15 protein-coding genes are annotated in these 18,588 nt (G+C 63.0%); 11 read left to right on the top strand and 4 right to left on the bottom strand.

All coding sequences use genetic code 11. From position 1 onward, the window contains the following. Window position 1 precedes the first annotated feature (1 nt). The gene (locus tag ACEN84_RS19610) at window positions 2-805 is read left to right on the top strand and encodes a UDP-2,3-diacylglucosamine diphosphatase (RefSeq protein ID WP_112716573.1); all 804 of its coding nucleotides are present in this window, start codon (window positions 2-4) and stop codon (window positions 803-805) included. Window positions 806-955: 150 nt separating this feature from the next. Then, window positions 956-2,176 (top strand): MFS transporter, encoded by a 1,221-nt coding sequence (locus ACEN84_RS19605; RefSeq protein ID WP_413709618.1) that lies wholly within the window; start codon window positions 956-958, stop codon window positions 2,174-2,176. Here the strand turns inward: ACEN84_RS19605 and dgcA are convergent. After that, window positions 2,128-3,111, bottom strand: a complete 984-nt coding sequence (gene dgcA / locus ACEN84_RS19600; RefSeq protein WP_413709617.1) for an N-acetyl-D-Glu racemase DgcA — start codon at window positions 3,109-3,111, stop codon at window positions 2,128-2,130. The two genes, ACEN84_RS19605 and dgcA, sit on opposite strands and share 49 nt — an antisense overlap. A gap of 84 nt (window positions 3,112-3,195) precedes the next feature. Here dgcA and ACEN84_RS19595 point away from each other — a divergent pair, with 84 nt between their 5' ends. From ACEN84_RS19595 to ACEN84_RS19575, 5 genes are all read left to right on the top strand, one after another. Beyond that, a complete protein-coding gene (locus ACEN84_RS19595) occupies window positions 3,196-4,377 on the top strand; it encodes an ABC transporter permease (RefSeq protein ID WP_413709616.1) in 1,182 nt (393 codons plus the stop codon). A 9-nt stretch (window positions 4,378-4,386) separates the two neighbouring features. Then, entirely contained in the window at window positions 4,387-5,235 is an 849-nt protein-coding gene (locus ACEN84_RS19590) for an ABC transporter ATP-binding protein (RefSeq protein WP_413709615.1), read from the top strand. 9 nt (window positions 5,236-5,244) lie between these two features. After that, the gene (locus tag ACEN84_RS19585; protein WP_413709614.1) at window positions 5,245-6,615 is read left to right on the top strand and encodes an MlaD family protein; all 1,371 of its coding nucleotides are present in this window, start codon (window positions 5,245-5,247) and stop codon (window positions 6,613-6,615) included. Between the two features lie 26 nt (window positions 6,616-6,641). Continuing rightward, the gene (locus tag ACEN84_RS19580; RefSeq protein ID WP_413709613.1) at window positions 6,642-7,259 is read left to right on the top strand and encodes an ABC-type transport auxiliary lipoprotein family protein; all 618 of its coding nucleotides are present in this window, start codon (window positions 6,642-6,644) and stop codon (window positions 7,257-7,259) included. Between the two features lie 97 nt (window positions 7,260-7,356). Next, window positions 7,357-8,010, top strand: a complete 654-nt coding sequence (locus ACEN84_RS19575) for a glutathione S-transferase family protein (RefSeq protein ID WP_413709612.1) — start codon at window positions 7,357-7,359, stop codon at window positions 8,008-8,010. Between the two features lie 3 nt (window positions 8,011-8,013). On the opposite strand, the gene ACEN84_RS19570 is transcribed toward ACEN84_RS19575, so the two are convergent. Beyond that, entirely contained in the window at window positions 8,014-8,877 is an 864-nt protein-coding gene (locus tag ACEN84_RS19570) for a D-alanyl-D-alanine carboxypeptidase family protein (protein WP_413709611.1), read from the bottom strand. Between the two features lie 255 nt (window positions 8,878-9,132). Then, the gene (locus ACEN84_RS19565; protein ID WP_413709610.1) at window positions 9,133-15,651 is read right to left on the bottom strand and encodes a hypothetical protein; all 6,519 of its coding nucleotides are present in this window, start codon (window positions 15,649-15,651) and stop codon (window positions 9,133-9,135) included. Between the two features lie 463 nt (window positions 15,652-16,114). Between ACEN84_RS19565 and ACEN84_RS19560 the strand changes: the two genes are divergently transcribed. The 4 genes from ACEN84_RS19560 to ACEN84_RS19545 all read left to right on the top strand — a co-directional run bounded on the left by ACEN84_RS19560 (window position 16,115) and on the right by ACEN84_RS19545 (window position 17,634). Next, window positions 16,115-16,483 (top strand): Hpt domain-containing protein, encoded by a 369-nt coding sequence (locus ACEN84_RS19560; RefSeq protein ID WP_130278198.1) that lies wholly within the window; start codon window positions 16,115-16,117, stop codon window positions 16,481-16,483. A gap of 247 nt (window positions 16,484-16,730) precedes the next feature. After that, window positions 16,731-17,051 carry a 2Fe-2S iron-sulfur cluster-binding protein gene (locus tag ACEN84_RS19555; protein WP_112716553.1) on the top strand — a complete coding sequence of 107 codons (321 nt, stop codon included), beginning with the start codon at window positions 16,731-16,733 and terminating at the stop codon, window positions 17,049-17,051. Between the two features lie 143 nt (window positions 17,052-17,194). Beyond that, window positions 17,195-17,437, top strand: coding sequence for a DUF1902 domain-containing protein (locus ACEN84_RS19550; RefSeq protein ID WP_112716551.1), 243 nt, complete (start codon window positions 17,195-17,197; stop codon window positions 17,435-17,437). A gap of 2 nt (window positions 17,438-17,439) precedes the next feature. Further along, window positions 17,440-17,634, top strand: coding sequence for a type II toxin-antitoxin system HicA family toxin (locus ACEN84_RS19545; protein WP_413709609.1), 195 nt, complete (start codon window positions 17,440-17,442; stop codon window positions 17,632-17,634). 294 nt (window positions 17,635-17,928) lie between these two features. On the opposite strand, the gene ACEN84_RS19540 is transcribed toward ACEN84_RS19545, so the two are convergent. Further along, window positions 17,929-18,555 carry a DUF922 domain-containing protein gene (locus ACEN84_RS19540; protein ID WP_112716547.1) on the bottom strand — a complete coding sequence of 209 codons (627 nt, stop codon included), beginning with the start codon at window positions 18,553-18,555 and terminating at the stop codon, window positions 17,929-17,931. Window positions 18,556-18,588: the final 33 nt, after the last annotated feature.

Genomic DNA, 18,588 nt, shown 5'->3' with positions numbered 1-18,588 from the left:
TATGGATACGCGCCACTTCCGTACGCTCTTCATTTCCGATGTGCATCTTGGTTCGAAGGCTGCCAAGGCCGATTTTCTGATCGATTTTCTGCGTTACCACGAGGCCGATACGATCGTGCTCGTCGGCGATATCGTTGATGGCTGGCGGCTGAAGCGCAGCTGGTACTGGCCGCAGGTCTGCAATGATGTGGTCCAGAAGCTGCTGCGCCAGGCGCGCAAGGGTACCCGCGTCGTCTACATCCCCGGCAATCACGACGAGTTCTTGCGCGACTTCCCCGGCATGCATTTCGGCGGCATCGAAGTCGCCGAGCGGATCATGCATGAAGGCGCGGACGGCAAGAAATATCTGGTGCTGCACGGCGACGAATTCGACGTCGTCGTGCGTAACGCCCGTCTGCTCGCCTATCTCGGCGACTGGGCCTACGACATGGCGATCCGCATCAACATCGTGCTCGCCGCCATTCGCCGCCGCATGGGCATGCCCTACTGGTCGTTCTCGGCCTGGGCCAAGCTGCAGGTCAAGCACGCCGTCAATTTCATCGGCGAGTTCCAGCGTGTCGTCGCCGACGAGGCCCGCAAGTGCGGCGCCGATGGCGTCATCTGCGGCCATATCCACCATGCCGTCATCGAAGAGATGGACGGCGTGCGCTACATCAATACCGGCGACTGGGTCGAGAGCTGCACGGCGATTGCCGAGCATGAAGACGGTACTTTCGAGCTGATCACCTGGAATGCCATTGCCAGCACCGAGCCCGTCACGCTGAAGCTGACGCACCAGCCCGAGCGCGCTCCGCAGGCTGCCTGATTTTCAACCCGCCATATTGCAAGACCTTTAGCCGTTGCCTCCGGGCAACGGCCCTATTTATTTTTTAAAACGTTTCAAATGGGCTATTTCTCGCCATAGTCGCCCCTAGGTTGATGTGTTAGGCAACGCACAGTTTCCTGCAGGTCCACCATGATTCCCGCCCATAATGCCTCTGCCGATGAGGGGGCTCCGCCGCGTTTCCGGCTGCTCAGCGCCCTGTCTTACTGCGCCCCGCTGATCGTCAACGGTGTGGCTCTTCCGTTCTTCCCCGTCTGGCTTGCGGTTCACAAATTCACCGATCACGAGATCGGCGTCATCCTTGCCGTGCCGATGGTGGTGCGCGTGCTCGTGGCGCCCATCGTTGCCATGTACGCCGACCGGATGGAGGAGCGCGCCGACGTTCTCCTGTGGTCGGGCGGGCTGTCGCTGCTTACCGCGATTGCGCTCTACTGGACGACGACCTTCTGGCCGGTCCTGATCGTCTACAGCATCCAGGGCGCCACCTTCGCGCCCTATGTGCCGATCGTCGAATCGATCGTTATTTCCGGCGTGCGCCGCTGGGGCCTGGATTACGGCTCGATGCGCGTCTGGGGCTCGATCGCCTTCATCGTCTCGACGATGATCGGCGGCGAGATGATCGGTGTCTGGGGCGGCAACATGGTGCTGCCCGTGATGATCTTCGGCTTTGCGACGACAATGGCGATGGCGATCTATTGTCCTCGCATCGGCCCGACGCGGCGGCGCAACGTGCCCGTCGATCTGCAGCAGGCGACGGGGAGTTCGCTCCGCCAGCCGCATCTTCTCGTGCTGCTCTGGGGCGTGGCGATCCAGCAGTCCAGCCACGCGCTGCTTTATGCCTTCGCCTCGATATACTGGCACCAGCTCGGCTTTTCGGGGACGCAGGTCGGCATTCTCTGGAGTGCCGGCGTTGCCTCCGAGGTGATGGTGTTCTTCATCTCAAAGCACCTGAACCGCCGCTTCAATGCGTGGACGCTGATCCGCATCGGCTGCGCCATGTGCATCTGCCGCTGGGTGCTGTTTCCGATGCATTGGAGTTTCGCAGGCTTCTTCTTCCTGCAGTGCTTCCATTCCTGCACCTATGCCTTCGTCCATACCGGCGTGCAGCGGCGGATCGTTGCCTCGGTGCAAGCAACGCAGGAATCCTCGGCGCAGGGCGCCTATTTCTTCTATAACGGCATGTTCATGGGCCTGATGACGCTGGCATCAGGCTATCTCTATGCCTGGCTCGGTCTTGCCAGCTACTACGTCATGGCGCTGGTCGCCGCTATTGGCATGACGCTGGTCTTCGTTGCCTATTACCTTCAGCCCCAGAGTTCTCTTTCCGGCGGGAAGACAAGGGAAGCTTCGTAACGCAGGCCGGGTTCCCGGTCTCTGGCGAGCAGGAGCGGGCCGTCGAGATCGACGAATTCGACATCCTGCGCCAGCAGCACGGCGGGTGCCATCGCCAGGGAGGTGCCGACCATGCAGCCGAGCATGATCTGGAAGCCCAGCCGTTGCGCCTCGCGCTTCATCGCCAGCGCCTCCGTCAGGCCACCGGTCTTGTCGAGCTTGATGTTGATCGCGTCGTAGCGGTCGCGCAGGCTGGCGAGATCGCCGGTGTGGTGGACGCTTTCGTCGGCGCAGACGATGACCGGGCGATTGATCACGGCCAGCATCTCGTCCTTGCCTGCCGGCAGCGGCTGCTCGACGAGGGCGATGTTCATTTCGGCTGAGATTTTCAGGTGATGCTCGAGTGCCGCTTCCGGCCAGCCTTCGTTGGCGTCGAGGATGATCGCCGCATTCGGGGCTGCTGCACGCACGGCGCGGATGCGGCTTTCATCGTCGCCGGTGCCGACCTTGACCTTCAGCAGTGCGCGTCCGGCATGTTCGCCGGCCTGCGCTGCCATCACGTCGGGCTCGCCGAGCGAGATCGTATAGGCAGTGGTGAGGGGTTTCGGCGCCGTCAGGCCGATGCGGCTTGCGACGCTGGTGCCCGAGAGTTTCGATTCGAGATCCCAGAGCGCGCAATCCACGGCGTTGCGGGCGGCACCTGGGGCCATCGCCGAGAGCAGGTCTTCGCGAGAAATTCCTGATTCGATCAGCGGCCGGGCGGCTTCGATCTGTGCCTGGACACTTTCCATCGTCTCGCCGTAGCGGCGGTAGGGCACGCATTCACCCCATCCTTGCCCGCCATTTTCGCGCAATGTCACCGAGATCACCTCGGCGGAGGTTTTTGCACCGCGCGAGATGGTGAAGGTGCCCGCGATCGGGAATGAATTCATTTGGATTTCGAGGGACCGTGGCATATTTGCAATCCTGCAAGCATGGAAATTCTGTGGGTCTTGGGTATATTAACCCGCCGGGCGTGAGCGATGCTTCGCGAGTCGGCAATGTCGCCGCAAGCCCTGAAAGACACAAGCATTTTGAAGCCCGAGCCCAGCAAAGCCGCCTCACTCCACGTGGACGACCAAGCCAATGGCAACGGGCGGATGGTCCGTCTGGAAGGCAATTGGCGCAGCGCCAATATTCATACCGTCATCAAGGATTTCGACAAGCTGCCGCAGAATGACGGCGACCTGACGCTCGACCTTTCCGATGTCACCGATATCGATACGGCGGGTGTCTGGCTGCTGGTGCGCCTGAAGATGCAAGAGGAAGCGGCCGGGCGGCAGGTGCATTTCGAGTGCACCAATCAGCATATCGACGAGATGATCGAAGAATTCTCCCGCAAGCCGGACAAGCAGGAGACCGAGACGCCGAAGCAGAAGCCGTTGCTGGAGCGCGTCTTTGCGCCCGTCGGCAAGATGACCTTCGATCTCTGGGATAATTTTTCCGCTGCCATGTACATCCTGGGCTCTGCCGTGCGCGGTGCGCAGATGAAGTTTGGCCGCGGTTCCGGTGTGTCGCCGGCGTCTATCGTCAACCAGATCGATCACATGGGCGTCCGCGCGACGCCGATCATCCTGCTGATGTCCTTCCTGATTGGCGCGATCATCGCGCAGCAGGGCGCGTTCCAGCTTCGCTATTTCGGCGCGGAAGTCTTCGTCGTCGACCTCGTCGGCATTCTGCAGCTTCGTGAAATCGGCGTGCTGCTGACCGCGATCATGATCGCCGGCCGTTCGGGCAGCGCCATTACCGCCGAAATCGGCTCGATGAAGATGCGCGAGGAAGTGGACGCGCTGAAGGTCATGGGGCTGAACCCGGTCGGCGTGCTGATCTTTCCGCGGCTGGTGGCGCTGACTGTGGCGCTGCCGCTTCTGACTGTACTTGCCAATTTCGCTTCGCTGCTGGGCGCCGCAACCGTTGCCTGGGCCTATTCCGGGATCACCTTCGCGACCTTCCTGTCGCGCCTGCATGAGGCGGTGACGCTGTCTACCGTGCTTGCCGGCATGATCAAGGCGCCGTTCATGGCTCTCGTCATCGGGATTGTCGCCGCCGTGGAAGGGCTTAAGGTCGGCGGTAGTGCCGAATCGCTCGGCCAGCACGTGACGGCCGCAGTCGTGAAGGCGATCTTCGTTGTCATCCTCATGGACGGCATGTTTGCCATCTTCTATGCGGCCATCAATTTCTAGGGTTTGAGCGTGAACGGTCAGGAAAACGAAACGGGCAGTGAGAAGGAGCGGGACATCGTGCTTTCGGCGCGCGACGTCACCGTCGGCTTCGGCTCGAAGATCGTGCTCGACAATCTCAATCTCGATATCTACCGCGGCGAGATCCTCGGTTTCGTAGGTGCCTCCGGTACGGGCAAGTCGGTGCTGATGCGCACGATCCTGCGCCTGTTGCCGCGCCAGTCGGGCACCATCGAAATCCTCGGCCAGAATTTCGACGAACTGAACGAGAGCGAGCGCAACTCGCTCGACATGCGCCTCGGCGTTCTGTTCCAGCAGGGCGCACTGTTTTCCTCGCTGACGGTGAAGGAAAACATCCAGGTGCCGATGCGCGAATATCTGGATCTGCCGAAATCGCTGATGGACGAGCTCGCACATCTGAAGATCAAGCTCGTCGGCCTCGCGGCCGATGCGGCCGACAAATATCCCTCGGAGCTTTCGGGCGGCATGATCAAGCGCGCTGCACTTGCCCGCGCCCTGGCGCTCGATCCCGATCTCGTCTTCCTGGACGAGCCGACATCGGGCCTCGACCCGATCGGTGCGGCCGAATTCGACGACCTCATTGCCAGGCTGCGCGATACGCTGGGCCTCACCGTCTACATGGTGACCCACGATCTCGACAGCCTGTTTTCCGTCTGTGACCGTATTGCCGTGCTCGGAAAGAAGCGGGTAATGGTGGAAGGGACGATCGACGACATGCTGGCCTACGACGATCCGTGGGTTCAGTCCTATTTCAAGGGCAAGCGCGCACGCTCGATCGTGCCGCAGGAAGAGACTGCCGGCGCCGGGCGCGCGGGCAGTCACGACAGCCGCGGGAAGTGACCGGAGACGATGGAAACCAAAGCGAACTACACGATTGTCGGCATTTTCACCGTTCTGGTGATCGCAGCGGCGTTCGGCTTCGTCTACTGGATGGCGGAATACGGCCGAAGCGGCCCGATGGCCGAGCTCGTCGTGCGCATTCCGGGATCGGCAAACGGCCTCAGCGTCGGTTCGCCGGTCCGCTTCAACGGCATCCAGGTCGGCTCCGTCAAGTCGCTGTCGATCGATGCGGACGATCCGCAATATTCGCTGGCCTTCACCGAAGTGCGCGTCGATGCGCCGATCTATCCCTCGACCAAGGCGATCCTTGAAATCCAGGGCCTGACGGGTGCTGCCTATATCGAAATGTCGGGCGGCAAGGTCGGCGAGGAGAACATCCTGCAGAAGTCGATCGATAGCGGCAAGCGCGCCGTCATCGTCGCCGACCAGTCGAGCGTGACGAACCTTCTGGCGACCGCCGACAAGATCCTCGATCGCGCCAACGATGCGGTCGGGCAGGTGCAGGGCTTCGTGCAGGATGCGCGCGGACCGCTGACCAAGACGCTGCAGAATGCGGAGACCTTCTCGGATGCGCTCGCCAAGAATTCCGGTAATATCGACAGCTTCCTGCAGAGTGTCGGCCAGCTTTCCGAGACCGTCCGCAACGTCTCCGGCAAGGTGGATTCGACGCTTGCCGCCGTCGAGGCGCTGGTGAAGGCCGTCGATGCCAAGAAGATCGATACGATCCTCGCCAACGCGGAGAAGGTCAGCAAGGACGTTGCCGATGCATCCGGCGGCCTGAAGGGCGCGATCGACAAGTTCGACCAAACGGCGACGACCTTCAACGATGTCGGCAAGAAGGCGCAGACGGCGCTCGATCGCGTCGATACGCTGATTGCGCAGATCGATCCGCAGAAGCTGAAGGGCACGGTCGACGACATCTCGCAGGCGACCAAGGATGCGCGCGTTGCCGTCGCATCGATCCGCGACGTTGCCAATACGGTTTCGTCGCATCAGAAGGACATCAACCAGACGATCCAGGACGTCTCGCAGATGGCGAACAAGCTGAACTCGGCTTCGACGCGTGTCGACGGCATCCTGATCAAGCTCGATGCGCTGCTCGGCACCGACAATTCGCAGTCGCTGTTTGCCGAGGCGCGCGACACGCTGGAATCCTTCAAAAAGGTCGCCGACAACCTGAATGCCCGCATTGGGCCGATCGCTGACAATCTGCAGAAGTTCTCGAGCGGCGGCCTGCGCGATGTGCAGTCGCTGGTCAACGATACGCGCAGCACGGTGCAGAACCTCAACGACGCGATCAGCAATTTCGACAAGAACCCGCAGCGCCTGATCTTCGGTGGCGATACGGTGAAGCAATATGACGGCCGGACACGCCGTTGATCTGGGGAAAGCAGGGGAAGCGTAATATGGCCGTATCGCATCTGTTGGCGCGCCGTTCATTGCTGGCGAGAGCAGCGTTCACGCTGCCGCTGGTGGCGCTGACCCTTGCCGGCTGCGGCACGGGCGCCAAGAACGACACCTACGATCTCTCGGCTGCGATGGCCGATGGAGCCGGCCCGGCCGCCAAGCGCAGCCAGATCCTGGTGCCGGAGCCGACGGCGCTGCAGGCGCTGAACAGCGAACAGATCGTGGTGCGCGTTTCTCCGTCCGAAATCCAGTATCTGGCCCGCTCGCAGTGGAGCGACAAGCTGCCCCGCATGGTGCAGTCGAAGCTGGTCGAAGCCTATGAGAATTCCGGCAAGCTCGGCGGCGTCGGCAAGCCCGGGCAGGGGCTGGCGATCGACTATCAGGTCGTGACCGATATCCGCGCCTTCGAGATCGACAGCAGCAAGGGTAGCCAGGCCGTCGTCGAGATCTCTGCGAAGATCATCAACGACCGCAACGGCACGGTGCGTGCGCAGAAGGTATTCCGCGCCGCGGTGCCGGCTGGCGGCGGAGCGGCCGATGGCATGGTCAAGGCGCTCGACCGGTCGTTCTCGGCGGTCACGACGCAGATCGTCGACTGGACGCTGCAGTCCATCTGATACGGGATATCGGCGGCGAACGAGAAAAATTGGCTGCCGATGTCGGAACACGACGTGTTCGCGCGTCCTTTGCTTAGCTAGAGCAAGGAGATGCAGTATGAACAAGCTCGTCCTCACCACCTTCGACTGGGTTCCCGATCTGCCGCGCGGCTATGTTCGCGACATCCGCGTGCGCTGGGCGCTGGAGGAGGCAGGATTGCCCTACCGTGTCGCGGGCATACCCTTTGCCAAGCGTGACGCGCAGCATTTCGCGCACCAGCCGTTCGGCCAGGTGCCGTGGCTGACGGACGGCGAACTCTCGATCTTCGAAAGCGGCGCGATCCTGCTCCATCTCGGCAACAAGAGCGAGGCGCTGATGCCGGGCGACGACAAGGGCCGCAGCGAGGCGCTGGAATGGCTGTTTGCATCGCGGAATTCGGTCGAGGCGGCAAGCCTGCCGTGGACGATCATGATCTTTTCCGGGCAGGATGGCGATACACCGGCCTGGAAGAGCCTGGATTCCTTCCTGAAGGCGAGGCTGAAGCATATGGAGCCGGTGCTTGCAGCGCGCGAGTGGCTGGCCGGACGGTTCTCCGTCGCCGATATCCTGATGGCGGACGTGCTGCGCCTGGTCGACCGCTTCGATGGATTGGCCGCCTTTCCGGCCTGCCGCGCCTATGTGAAGCGGGCGACGGCACGGCCGGCTTTCGCGAAGGCCCATGCGGACCAGCTGGCACATTTCGCGGCCGCCGATGTGAAGCAGCCGGCGTAGCGATCAGTTTGCGGGAACGGCGGCGGTGGCGGCCGACGGGTCGGCGGCAGCCGTTGCGGCGGCCGGAGCACCGGTCAGTGCGGCGTCCAGCATGGCGGCCATCTTGTCGTCGCGGATCGCCGCGGTCTTCTCGCCCATGACGACGCCGACGACATGGCGGCCGTCCTTGTTGACCGAGGTTACGACGTTATAGCCGGATGCATCCGTGTAGCCGGTCTTGATGCCATCGGCGCCCTGATAGCGGTACATGACATTGTTGTGGCCGCGCAGTTTCATGCCGCGGAACTGGAAGCCGCGCATGGAGAACATCTTGAACTCCTCAGGATAGTCGCGGATCAGCGATGCCCCAAGGGTCGCCATGTCGCGCGCCGTCGTCACCTGCTCGGGGTCGGGAAGACCCGACGGGTTCTTGAAGACGGTGTTGGTCATGCCAAGCTGATGGGCTTTTGCCGTCATCAGCTTGCCGAAGGCATCTTCGGAGCCGCCGAGCTGTTCGGCGATCGCCACAGCGGCGTCATTGGCCGAGAGAACGATGATGCCTTCGACCGCTTCGCGCACGGTGACCTTGCGGCCGGCGCCGACGGCGAGCTTGAAGGGCTCCTTGCTCTCGGCATTCTCGGACATGGTGAGCTTCTGATCCCAGCTGAGACGGCCGGCATGCATGGCCTCGAATGCCAGGTAGAGCGTCATCATCTTGGTCAGCGATGCCGGGTAGTTGAGATCGTCCTGATTGGCGCTCGCCAGGACCTGGCCCGTCTGCGCGTCCATCAGGAAGCTTGCCTGTCCGGCCGAGGATGTGGAGGCCAGCCCGAGGAACAGGGAAGCGGAGAACGCTGCGGAGAGAAGCAGCGGCATGGTCTTTGGCATCGAATGTGATCTCTTCAAAACGGCGGCAGCACGCTGGCAACCTGCATAGGGTCGTGACGGAGTGACGTTGTCTGGCCCGCCGGGTTGAGCAAATCTACGGCATTATGACAAGCGTGTCTTGCTGATAAGCCCGGATTTACGGCGGCCGTTTGTCTCACTTTGCCGTGAGGCGCTTTCGGTACCGCACTGCTGAAACGGAAAAGGGCCGCGGATGAAGCGGCCCTTTTCTTGTACTTAACTGCGATTTCGCTTCCGTTACGTCAGGCGGCCCGCGGCGTGGGCCAGCATGGTGTAGACCTTGCCAGTATCCGACGTCAGGTAGGACTGGGTGATCGTCCGGTCGCGGTCGCTGCGGGCAACGTCGGCGAGCAGCTTTTCGAAGTCGGCGATGTAGCGGTCGACAGCGGTGCGGAATTCCGGCTCGCGGTCATACTTGCGCTTGATCTCGTCGAAGGTCTGCTGGCCCTTCAGCGTGTAGAGGCGGCGCGTGAAGACGTCGCGCTCGCCGCGCTGGTAACGGCGCCACAGATCGACCGAGGCATCGTGATCGATGGCGCGGGCGATATCGACGGAAAGCGAGTTCAGCGATTCCACCACATGGCGCGGATTGCGGCTGTCGGCGGCGCGCTGCTGTGCCGGTGCGGCTGCTTCGGCGCGTGGTGCTGCCGGACGGGCAGGAGCCTCTTCGGCATCTTCGTCACGCGAGGCGCCGCGCAGCAGATCGCTGATCCAGCCGCCGGATTCCTGGCGGGCCGGTGTTGCGGCTGCAGGAGCCGGGGCGACCGGAGCGGCGCGTTGCGGCGCTGCAGCCTGAGGCGGAGCGATGGTGCCGCGAAGCGCGAAGCCATCCTCGATCTGCGGGCGGGGTGCCGGGGCCGGAGCGGGCTGCGGGGCCGGCTGGGCGGCCACAACAGGCGCTGCGACCGGAGCCGGTGCCGGCGGAGCCTGGCGGGGCGCAGGAGCCGGGGCAGGCTGTGCTGCGCGCGGAGCCGGTTCGGACACTTCGAACTGCTGAACCGAGCGGCCGACGATATGCGAGATATCCTGCAGCGCCTTGATCTGTTCGGCAACGGCGCGGCGCATGGCGGCAGCGCTTTCCTTGGCTTCCTCGGGAAGGTCGAAGGCACCGCGCTTCAGCTCGCTGCGGGTCATGTCGAGTTCCTTGCGGATATCGCCAGCGGAGCGGCGGATCTCTTCCGTCGCACCCGAGAAGCGGGCGACCGCTTCCTCGACTGCTTCGCGGAGCGATTCACGCAGCTGCTGGGCAGCGCCGTCGGAGGCGCGGCCGGCTTCGCCGAGCATGCGCTCGACATCTGACAGCGACGCCGTCAGGCCACCGCGCAGGCGGTTGGCAAGCTCGCTCGAGCGGCGCTCGGCATTGCCGAAGGTGCCGTCGATCGTGGCATTGGCTTCTTCGCCGGCCTTGACGATCGAGCTGCGCATTGCTTCGGCAGCTTCCTCGGCGCGCTTCTCGGTATCCGAGAGAACGCGGCCGATATCGGCAAACGACGTCTGCACGCTCTGGCGCAGATTGCCGCTGACCTGGTTGGACCGCTGTTCGGCACGCTCGAAGGCGCCTTCGACCATGCTGCCGAGCGAGCGCATCGTCTTTTCGATTTCTTCCGAGCGCTGCACGAGGCCGAGCGACAGGTTCTGCAGCGCGCCTTCGCGTTCTTCCAGCGTCGATACCAGGTTCGACTGGGCGGCGGCGAGCAGACCAGAGGCCTGCGTCAGCACCTTCGAATGTTCGTCGAAGCGGCCGATGATCGAGCCGACCTGGGCGAGCGTCTGGCCGGAGATATCCGAGAGACGATCGACCTTGCCTTCGAGCAGGCGGGTCGAGGCGGAGACCATTTCGGCGGCCTTGGCGGCAGAGTCCGTGAAGCGCGAGGTCGTGTCGCCGAGGCGGCCGTCGACATCGGTCAGGTCCTGAGCGGCGCGGTTCATCATCAGCGCCATCGAGGCGCTGTTGTCGGAGAGGCGCTCGATCAGCGAGTTGACGTTGGCAAGCAGGCTGGTCTCGATGGCGTTAACGGCCGTCGAGGCGCTTTCCGTGCGGGCAGCGATTGCGTTGGCAAGCGCAGCGTTTTCGGCACGCAGGCGGTCGGCGCTCTGCTCGGCGGCGGCCGCGATGCGGGCCGCAGCTTCCTGGCCTGTTTCGGCGTAGCGCTCGATCATCGGGCGGGCGGTCTCGTCGATCAGGCGCGACAGTTCCGAAGAGCGGCCGGCCAGCATCGAGTTGAGCTCGCGGGTGCGTTCGTCCAGCGTTGCGCGGATCGAGCTGCCGCGAGCTTCGAGAGCCTTGTCGACATCGGTGAGCGAGGCGTCCAGTTCGCGGGCACGGTCTTCGAGGCCGGTGCGGATTGCGGTGCCGCGTGCTTCGAGCGTGCGATCGACATCGGACATGGTGCTGGCGATTGTCTCGCTGGCGGTGGCGATCGTCGTGCGGATCGCGTCACCACGGGTCTCCAGCGACGACTGGGCGTCGGACAGAGCCTGCGAGATGGCGCTGACCTGGCCGCTGACCAGCGTTTCGGCTTCGGCGACCTTGTTGACGATGGCATTGCCGGCTTCCGAGAAGGTCTGGGCGACGGCGGCAGCCTGGCCGGCGAGGCGGTTCTGTGCCTCGGAGACGCGGCCGACAATCTGTTCGGAGCGCTCGTCCATCGAACGGGCGAATTCGCCGCTCTTGGCATCCAGCGTTTCGGTGAACTGCTGGCCGGTGCGGCCCATCAGGTCGGCGGTGCGCTGTGCTTCGGCGTCCATGCGCTGGGCCGCGTCGGCAACGGCATTGCGCAGCGTCGAGGCGAGACCGGCGGCCTTGCCTTCGATCGTCTGGTTGACGGCTTCCAGGCCCATGGTGAGCGCGCGGTCCATGGTGGAGAGGCGCTCGCCGAGACGCTCGCCGCCGCGATCCATGGTGTCGCCGAGATTGGAGGTGCGCTCGTCGATCGACGACGAGAGCGTAGCGGTACGCTCATCGAGCGAAGACGTCAGGCGCGCCGTGCGGTCGTCGAGCGACGAGGAGAGACGGGCGGTGCGGTCATCGAGCGCGGAGGAGAGATGCGTGGTGCGCTCATCCAGTGCAGTGGTCAGGTTTGCCGAGCTCGCTTCGAGCGAGGCGTTCATCTGCGAAGCGCGGACGTCGAGGCTGGCTGCGAGGCTGGAGGCCTGTGCATCGATCGAGGACGACAGGCTGCGGGCGCGTTCTTCGAGCGTCGAAGCCAGGCTTGCTGTGCGATCGTCGATTGCGCCGGTCAGCGTGTCGCTGGTGCTTTCGAGAACGGTGGTGACGCGGAAGGCGGCATCATCGCCGAGCTCGCGCAGCTGGTTGATGCTGTCGGAGAGCGTTTCGGAAAGACGCGCGCCGGCTGCATCGACCTGCTCGGCAACGCCACCGACACCATCGCGGATGCGGTTTTCAAGCGTCGTCAGGCCGGCCTCGACGCGCGAGCCGGTTTCGGCGAAGCGCTCGGTCATGCCGCTGACGGAATGGTCGAGATGGGTCGAGAAGGTCTCGGCCGTGCGGGAGATTTCGGCTGCAGCACCCTGGAAGCGTTCGGCGATCTGGCCGGCACCTTCGCGGAGGCGCTCGTCGAGGGCACGGGAGCTGTTATCGATCGTCTGGCGCAGCGATGCCTCGTGATCTTCGAGCGACATTTCGAGCATGCTAGTGCTGGCGGCGACCGAAGCGCTGATCGTCGTTGCCTGTTCGGAGAGCGTGTCGCTGATCTGCGCATGGGCTTCACCGAGGGCCAGGCTGATGGCGTTGGTACGGTCTTCCAGTGTCGAGCGGATGCGGTCATGCGCCGAGGCGAGGCCGCCTTCGATGCGTTCCGCAGCGTCGCCCGTCAGGGTCTGGAAGCGTGCTGCTGCGTCGCCGGTTGCCGCTTCGATGCGGTCGGCGGCTTCGCCTGCGAGCGACTGCATGCGGGTCGCTGCACCACCGGTGACGGCTTCGATGCGATCGGCTGCGGCACCGGTCAGCGTCTGCAGGCGGCTTGCGGCATCGCCGGTTACTGCCTCGATACGGTCTGCAGCTTCACCGGTCAGCGACTGGAAGCGTGCCGCTGCGTCGCCGGTCACGGCTTCGATGCGGTCGCTGTTGCTCGAGAGCGAGGAGTGCAGAGCGGCTGCATGTTCGTTCAGCGAGCGCTCCAGGCGATCCTGGCTGTCGATATAGGCGCTGCGGATCGCTTCCGACTTGTCGGCGAAGGCGCCAGCAACGCGGGCCTCGGCACCGGCAACGGTGTCGAGCATCGCATTGGCGCGGGCTTCCAGTGCGCTGTCGAAGCGGCTCTGGCTGTCGTCGAGCGAAATGGCGAGCGCCATGGTCTTCTCGTCGAGAGCGTCGGAAAGACGATCGTGATTGGCGGAGAGCGTATCGGACAGGCGGGCGTGGTTTGCCGAAAGCGCATCGTTAAGCGCATTGGCGCGGTCGGACATGGTGCCTTCGAGGCGTTCCTGGGCGGCGTCGAGCGAGATGGCGAGCGCCATGGTGCGTTCGTCGAGCGCGTCGGCAACGCGGTCGTGGTGGCTCGATAGCGTGCTTGCGAGAGCATTGCTGCGCTCGGACATGGCGCTGTCGATGCGCTCATGCGCGGAGTCGAGTGCCGTGGTGATCGCGGCGGCGCGCTCGGAAATGACGGTGTTGAGATCGTCGGCGCGGCCGAAGGCGGAGCTGATCTGGTCGGCACCGGCGGAAACGGCAGCCGTCAGTTCCGAGGTCGTCGTCAGCAGCGTGTCGCGGAATTCGGTCGAGCGAGCCGAGAGATTGTTATGCAGCTCGGACGTGCCGGCAGCGAGCGCCAGCGAGATTTCGCCGGTGGCGCTGTGCAGGGCCGAGGAGAGGTTTGCGGTGTGCTCGGCAAGACCGGCCTGGAGACCGGATGTGCCGGCTGCCAGCGCCTGCGAGATCTCGCCCGTGGCGTTCTGCAGCGTGGTGGTGAATTCGCTGGTGCGCCCCGTGAGGTTGCCGTGGAAATCGGCCATGCCGGCGGCCAGGGCGTCGTTGACGTCGCTGGAAGCGGACTTGAGGGTCTGGTTGATTTCCTTGGTGCGGGCGGCGAGGGCCTCGGAAATTTCCTCGACCTTGCTGCCGAGCGAGCTTTCCAGCACTTCCTGGCCGGTGCCAAGTGCGGTTGCCAGCGCGAAGGACTGGTCGGTCATCGAGGCGCCCAGCCGCTCGATGCTGGAGTTCAGGATGCCGTCGATCGATTCCGAACCGCCTGCCAGCGTTTCGTTGATGCGGGCGAGGCTTTCCATGAGCTTGGTATCGAGCGAGCCAGCGCGCTTGTCGAAGGCGGTCGCGAATTCGGCGACGCGCTCGTCGAAGGCCGTCGACATCTGCGCGACAGTGCTCTGCAGGCGCTCTTCGAAGAAGCCGGAGCGCAGGTCGAGATCCATGATCGCGTCGTCGGCGCTGGACTGCAGGCTCTGGCGGAAGCTCGCGCCACGCTCGTCGAGCGCGCTGTTGAGCTTGGCGAGAACGCCATCGAGCGAGCCGGTGATCTCGCGTTCGCTGCCGGTCAGCGTCTCGTTGATCTCGCGGGTACGGGCGATCAGGATTTCGTTCAGCTGGCGGGCGCGGTCGTTAAGGGCAGCGTTCAGCTTTTCGGCGCTGCTGTCCATGGTGGAGGCGCGCGTCTCGAACTGGCTGAGCAGGTGCTCGCCGCGTTCGCTGAGGCTGGAAGTCAGCGTATCCAGGCGGGTGTCGAATTCATGCGCCAGCGCAAAACCGGAGGAGGTCAGCGTCTGCAGCAGCGAATCCGTCTTGGCAGCGAGCAACGTGCCAAGCGACTGGATGGCGGCTTCCGACTTTTCCGTCAGCGTCGCAGCGCGCGTGTCGATCATCGAGGCGAAGGCTTCGCCAGAGGTCGAGAGGCGGACGGCGATTTCTTCGGTCGCCAGCGACAGGTCTTCCTTCAGCTGGTCGTGAACGCCGACGATCGAGCTGCGGATACGCTCGGCGTGATTGACGATCGCTTCGCGTTCGGAGCCGAGCTCGTGCACGAGGCCGCGCACGCGCAGTTCGTTATCGGCATAGCTGCGCTCGAGCGCATTGACTTCGGAATGAACCAGCGTTTCCAGCTCGGAGGCGCGCGCGATGGTGCGCTCGATGCCTTCATTCATTGCTGAGACTTCACGGCGCACGGCTTGGCCGACCGTCATGATGCGTTCGGAGGCAATGGTTTCCGGCTCGGCAAGGCGCAGTGCGACTTCGGCCATCGAGCGGGCAGCGTTGCGCATGTCCTGCGCACGGGAAATCATGATTGCGAAAGCGTAGAAGAGCAGGACCGGCACGATGATGCCGATGATGCCGGCGATCACGCCGGGAAGCGCCACCAGATCGGCGATCGAGCGGATCTGCCAGATCTGCGGCGAATAGAGCAGGGACATCAGGCCGATGCCGCCGACGATCCACAGGAGCGAGAAGAGCGTGGCGTTGCGAATGGCCGTGCGCGTCGAGCCACCATCGAGCGACTTCAGAAGCGTTGCGGGAGTATTGCGATTGGCGTCGTTGGCCGGCGCGAAGGCCGGGGCGCGGGGGGCGGGCTGTTCTGCAGCCTTTGCGCGGCCGCGGCGGCGCTGGCTGTCGTCCTGTTCCTGCTGATTACGCGCAGATGGGTTCTCAGACACATTGGCCTCCGGGGCGTCGGGCGTTTTGCCGCTGCGAGACGGCGCTTTCTGCTGGCTGAAGTCGATCTGGAGCGCCTCGTCCAATGCCTTGAACGCCTTGTCCTCGATCGACTCGTTGTACTTGTTGTTCGCCATTCCGTTACGCCTCGTTACATCTCAGCCGGTTCAGCCGCTGATCCGGGCATCGCCGCGCCCGGACGTCAACCTTTTGCTCTGACCTTACCATCCGAGACGACGGACGGATAAGCATGTCATTTCAGAGTGGATAGCCGCTTTTTCAGACGGACGGTATCAAAACATTACCATTATCCACTTGGCCCGCAAAGGCGCGTAGCACAAACCCACTGTACCAGTATCGTAGTGACACATCCGGGCTTCGGAGACAATTAACGAAGGCTTGCTAATCACCCGCCGTTAAAGGGTTGTTAACATGATTTAACGGCAGAGCCTGTTGAAAAACCAATAATTTAGCGATGTTTAACGGATATTAACCATAGCGGGAGAATCCCGCCCTCAGTGTGCCGGAATTTAACGCGATCGCCACGCTCCAACCGCACTATTGAGTTCAACCGCGGGGATAAAGACGGGAGTTTGGCACATGGCAGCAGTCAGTATCGCGTTCGAAGCGCCGGATAATTCGAAGGGGCCGTGCCCCTCCAAGGTCCGTCCGATCGACTTGGTGCATCTTGCGAAGCAGACGATGGGCGACAAGGCCCTCGAAATCGAAGTGCTTCAGATGTTTGCGCGCCAGGCGCGCGCGTGTCTCGGAGAAATCGCCTCCGGCGAGGCGAAGAAGATCGTCGCAGCCGCCCACCGGCTGAAGGGCGCGGCAAGCGCCGTCGGCGCGTTCCGGGTCTCCGAGACGGCTGAAATGCTCGAAGAGAATGCCGGCGATGCGGCATCGATGGCCGCCGTCGGCGCCGCCGTCGTCGAGGCGGAAAATTTCATCCTGAAGCTCAGCCGCTAAGAGCAGAGCATCGGTCTACAAAGCTGGACCCGCTGCGCCATTCCGAAACAGCAAGTCTGTTCGCGTGAACAGCAAGTCTGTTTTAGGGCACAGCGGGTCTTTTTGTGACCAGCGGCATGACGCAATCAAGAAAGCCTGTCGCTTTTAAGTATGGGATGAAGAGCGCGAGACGGCCGATGTTGACTGGCTCGCAGATTTGTTGGAAGAAAAATTCTGATCCTCCCTCATTAAGTTACCGGAAATCAAAATGCCCAAACTGACCATTGTCGCCTTTGACGGCACGCGCTTTGACCTCGACGTCGATCAGGGTTCCACCGTCATGGAAAATGCCGTGCGCAATTCCGTCCCGGGCATCGAAGCCGAATGCGGCGGCGCCTGCGCCTGCGCGACCTGTCATGTCTATGTCGACGAAGAGTGGGTAGAGCGCGTCGGCCCGCCGGAAGCGATGGAAGAAGACATGCTCGACTTCGCCTTCGACGTCCGCCCGAATTCGCGCCTTTCCTGTCAGATCCGCATGAAGGCTGTACTCGACGGCCTGACGGTGCACGTTCCGGAACGCCAGGCGTAATCGACGCCACTACTGAAAATTCACTTCCATTCGGCTATATATGTGCACAATAGGCGCCGTGCCGGGCACGGCGTCTGCAGGCTGCGGGAACGTAGCATAGGCAGGATCAGCCCGGGCGTTTGCCGGGCGGGAGAAGTGACGGCATGAAGCATGTATCCATTTTCGTGCGCGCCGATTGGGATGACGAGGCCGGCGTATGGGTTGCGACCAGCAACGATATCGACGGCCTTGCAGTCGAGGCCGAGACGCTTGAGGCGCTGAGCCCGAGGGTTCTCGCGGCGATCTCCGATCTCCTGGAACTTAACGGCATCTCGTCTGATCTCGCCGAAATCCCGGTCCACATCATGGCTGAGCAACTCGCTCGCGTTCCCAATCCGAATTTCTGACGATGGTTGGCTACCTTCGGGAACTGAAGGAGCTATTGCGCAAGGCTGGCTGCGACTATGTGCGGCCGGGCAAGGGCGATCACGAAATCTGGTATAGTCCGGTTTCCAAGCGGCATTTCACCGTCGATCACGGAACCAAGTCCCGACATACGGCAAACGAGACCTTGAAACAGGCCGGTCTTCCGAAAGCTTTCTGAGAGAGGAAGTGCGCTCCAAAAAAAGCCTCGCGCGCCGGATGACGAGCGAGGCGAGGCGGGCGCATAACCATCGGACGAGGGAGGACCGTCCGCGGCTTGGAACGCGCCAGGAGAACCCAGAGACAAAAGATCAGGTCGTTCACACCTGAACTTTCGAATGTGTTCATATTAGCGCGCCTCAGTTGAGTCGCCTATCGCAAATTTTTACCATTGAGAGGCTGGGGAGGGCGCAAGTTTCGCACAGGTTTCGTTGTGCAGCTAACGATCAAACATCGTCTTTCGCCTGGAAATGCGCTAGTTTTTGCCGCCCGATGCACCGATTCGGTTGTTCAACAAACGTAGCATCCGGTTTTGAAAGTTGACCGCCTCGACCTTGTCGAAACGCGCCTGAAGCCGGTCGTGCTCATCTATACCGCGAGCTGATACATCCGATACCAACTCCTGCATGGTCTCGCAGCTGCGCTGGGCGGGCAGGGCCAGGATCTGGCGCTCCATGACGCGGGCCTGATTGCGGGCGATTTCGGCGTGGCGCTCCTCGTGGCGCTTGATGTCGCTCGAGAGTGCATCCCAGATCATCGACAGCTCCTTCGATGCGCCCTTGCGGCTGCGCCAGCGCGGCAGGATGATCTGCGTATGCACGGTCACCTTGGCGCTGCCGACGCGGCAGCGGCCGTCATGCTGGACATAGGTCGCTTCGCCGCCGAAGCGGATCTTGGTGGCGCCGGGATGGCGGGCGGATGAGCCGTTGGCAGTGGGACCGCGGGTGCTGAGCTGCTGATCGAGCTCGTCTGCGGTTTTGCCGCGGATATCGAAATAGGAATAGCTTTTCGTCGCGACCACGGCCGCCTGGGCGGAAGTGCAAAGGGCAATCGTCATGGAAAAAGCAAGGAAGAGACGCATATTACGCGATGCGGAAGGCATTCTAGACGATAACCCGTGTTGAAAGTTGGCGGA

This window comes from Rhizobium sp. Rhizsp82, from assembly GCF_047325115.1.
Lineage (GTDB): Bacteria > Pseudomonadota > Alphaproteobacteria > Rhizobiales > Rhizobiaceae > Rhizobium.
Note: the sequence above shows the minus strand (reverse complement) of the source record. Positions and strands in the feature narration are given on the sequence as shown.